This is a genomic window from Hungatella sp., assembly GCF_046966825.1.
Window position 1 is genome coordinate 47127 of sequence record NZ_JBKVCZ010000040.1, and the last position, 2521, is coordinate 49647.

A 2521-nucleotide genomic window follows, 5' to 3' on the forward strand; every position below is an offset into this window, starting at 1 on the left:
ATGATGCGGTCCTCGCGGAACCGCTGCTCCGTCATGGCGAAGTTCCAGGCCATGGAGCCGGAGGTGAAGCAGCCGCCCCGTCTGGGGAGATCGATGAAGGGGCTTCCCGCGCAGACACTGCTTAAAATGGCTTTCAGATGGGGATTGCCACTGGCCGCCGCGGCCCATTGAACGTACCCGAGATAGGAGCCGCCGGTCATTCCCACGTTTCCGTCACTCCACGGCTGTGCGGCAATCCAGTCCAGGGTGTCGCTGCCGTCCTCGACTTCATAGTAATTCGGCATCCATTCGCCGGTGCTGTCCTCTCTGCCCCGGACATCCTGTACGACGACCGCGTAGCCGCGCTGTACGAACCGGTAGTACTGCTCTGCGCCGTCGCGCTTACCGTAGGGGGTGCGGACCAGGACTGCCGGTACCTGGGTGGGGAACGGCCCGGAACATACTGCGGCGGGGTCCAGCACATGTTTGGAGACGATCGTGCCGGGAAGATAGACGTCTGTAGCCAGCAGCTCACCGTCTGCCGTCGGGATCATGTGGGTTCCGGCAAAACGCACCGCGCAGACCGGTTTGTCGCTCCATTCTTTCAGAATGGTATGTTCTTCCATTCCAGCCAATACCAGGACTCCCGTATAATCCCGCCCGGACATCTGTACAGCGTAAAGCTGTCCGTCTGATACGTACAAATCCAGCGGAAACTTGACTTCTCTCTGTATGTAAGAGTCGTGTATGCAGGAGTCATGTATGCAGGAGTCATGCATATAAGCTTCATTCGCCTGCAGGCCGTCTCTGCTTAACCTGCGGGTAAAGACCTGCCCTTTTGACGTGGTGAAACGCTCTTCTCCTGCCCGTGCATGGGTCTCATATTCCGGAAGCGATTCGAAGAAGCGGCGTATCTTCCTGCGGCAGAGCACTTCGTAAAAATCATCGTTGTGAAACGGTTCTTCTCGGTTAAAGGTGTTGGTGAATACGTCCAGTGTCTGATGATTCAGTTCCTTTCCGTCCTCGTTCTGATCGCGGATTATCCCGTAAAGGATCCCTGAAAAATAAAAATTCCATTGTTTCATTGTCTTATTCCTCCTGTCTCTGTTTTTGATTATAAGGGATATGAAGTAATCTGGAAACCAATAATATGGGAATTATTTCAAAAAAAGATTGACAGACGACGCTTCCTCCTGTACAATAGCACGCAAAACATAGCAAAGAGATATGAATACTATGAATCGAACGTGTTCCGCATGAGGAACGGGGAAAGGATGGATGCATATGTCAGAGAAAAAGAAATTGAGGTTTGAAACATTACAGATCCATGCCGGCCAGGAGGAGCCTGATCCGGCTACAGGGGCCAGGGCGGTTCCGATCTACCAGACCACGTCGTATGTATTTAAAAACTGCAAAGAGGCGGCGGACCGTTTCAGCCTTTCGGATGCAGGCAATATCTACGGACGCCTGACCAATCCGACAGAGGATGTGCTGGAACAGCGGATTGCGGCTTTAGAGGGCGGCAGCGCGGCGCTTGCCGTGGCCAGCGGAGCGGCGGCTATCGCCTATACCTTTCAGGCGCTTGCCAGGGAAAGCGATCATATTGTGGCGGCTTCCACCATCTATGGAGGCACCTACAATCTGCTTGCACACACGCTGCCGGAATTCGGCGTGACGGCCACCTTTGTAGATCCCGACGAGCCCGGGGCGTTTGAGCGTGCCATCCGCCCCAATACAAAGGCCGTCTTTATCGAAACGCTGGGAAACCCCAATTCCAGCATCATCGATATGGAAGCCGCGGCCGCTGTGGCCCATGCCCATAAAATTCCCCTGATTGTGGATAATACCTTTGCTACCCCGTATCTGTTCCGCCCGCTGGAGCACGGGGCTGATATTGTGGTGCACTCCGCAACCAAATTTATGGGTGGTCACGGTACGGCGCTGGGAGGCGTTATCGTGGAAGGCGGAAGCTTCGACTGGGAGGCCTCAGGCAAATTCCCCAGTCTTGTGGAGCCGAATCCCAGCTACCACGGCGTCAGCTTTACGAAAGCGGCCGGACCGGCGGCCCTCGTGACGAAAATCCGCGCAGTACTTCTGCGGGACACGGGTGCTACCCTGGCGCCTCTGCACGCGTTTTTACTGCTTCAGGGACTGGAGACGCTGTCACTGCGTGTGGAGCGCCACGTCTTTAATGCTGTCCGGGTTGTGGAATACTTAAATGCGAATCCCCACGTAAAGAAGGTAAACCATCCATCACTCCCCGACAGCCCGTACCATGAACTCTACAACCGGTATTTTCCGGAGGGAGCCGGTTCCATCTTCACCTTTGAGATAGAGGGCGGGGCGGAGAAGGCAATGGAATTTATCGACCATCTGAAGATATTTTCCCTTCTCGCCAATGTGGCCGATGTTAAATCTCTGGTGATCCACCCGGCCAGCACCACACACGCCCAGATGACGGAGCAGGAACTTGCGGACAGCGGCATCAGGCCGGAGACCATCCGGCTCTCCATCGGAACCGAGCATATAGAAGATATTATTC

At 54.9% G+C, this 2521-nt stretch carries 2 protein-coding genes; one reads left to right on the forward strand and one right to left on the reverse strand.

The features are described from left to right. Positions 1 to 1064: CocE/NonD family hydrolase (locus tag ACLTD4_RS14415; RefSeq protein WP_412331386.1), on the reverse strand; the 1064-nt coding region annotated here is incomplete at its 3' end. Positions 1065 to 1263: 199 nt separating this feature from the next. Between ACLTD4_RS14415 and ACLTD4_RS14420 the strand changes: the two genes are divergently transcribed. Then, positions 1264 to 2521, forward strand: a 1258-nt coding sequence (locus ACLTD4_RS14420; protein ID WP_412331387.1) for an O-acetylhomoserine aminocarboxypropyltransferase/cysteine synthase family protein, incomplete at its 3' end; no start/stop codon positions are given.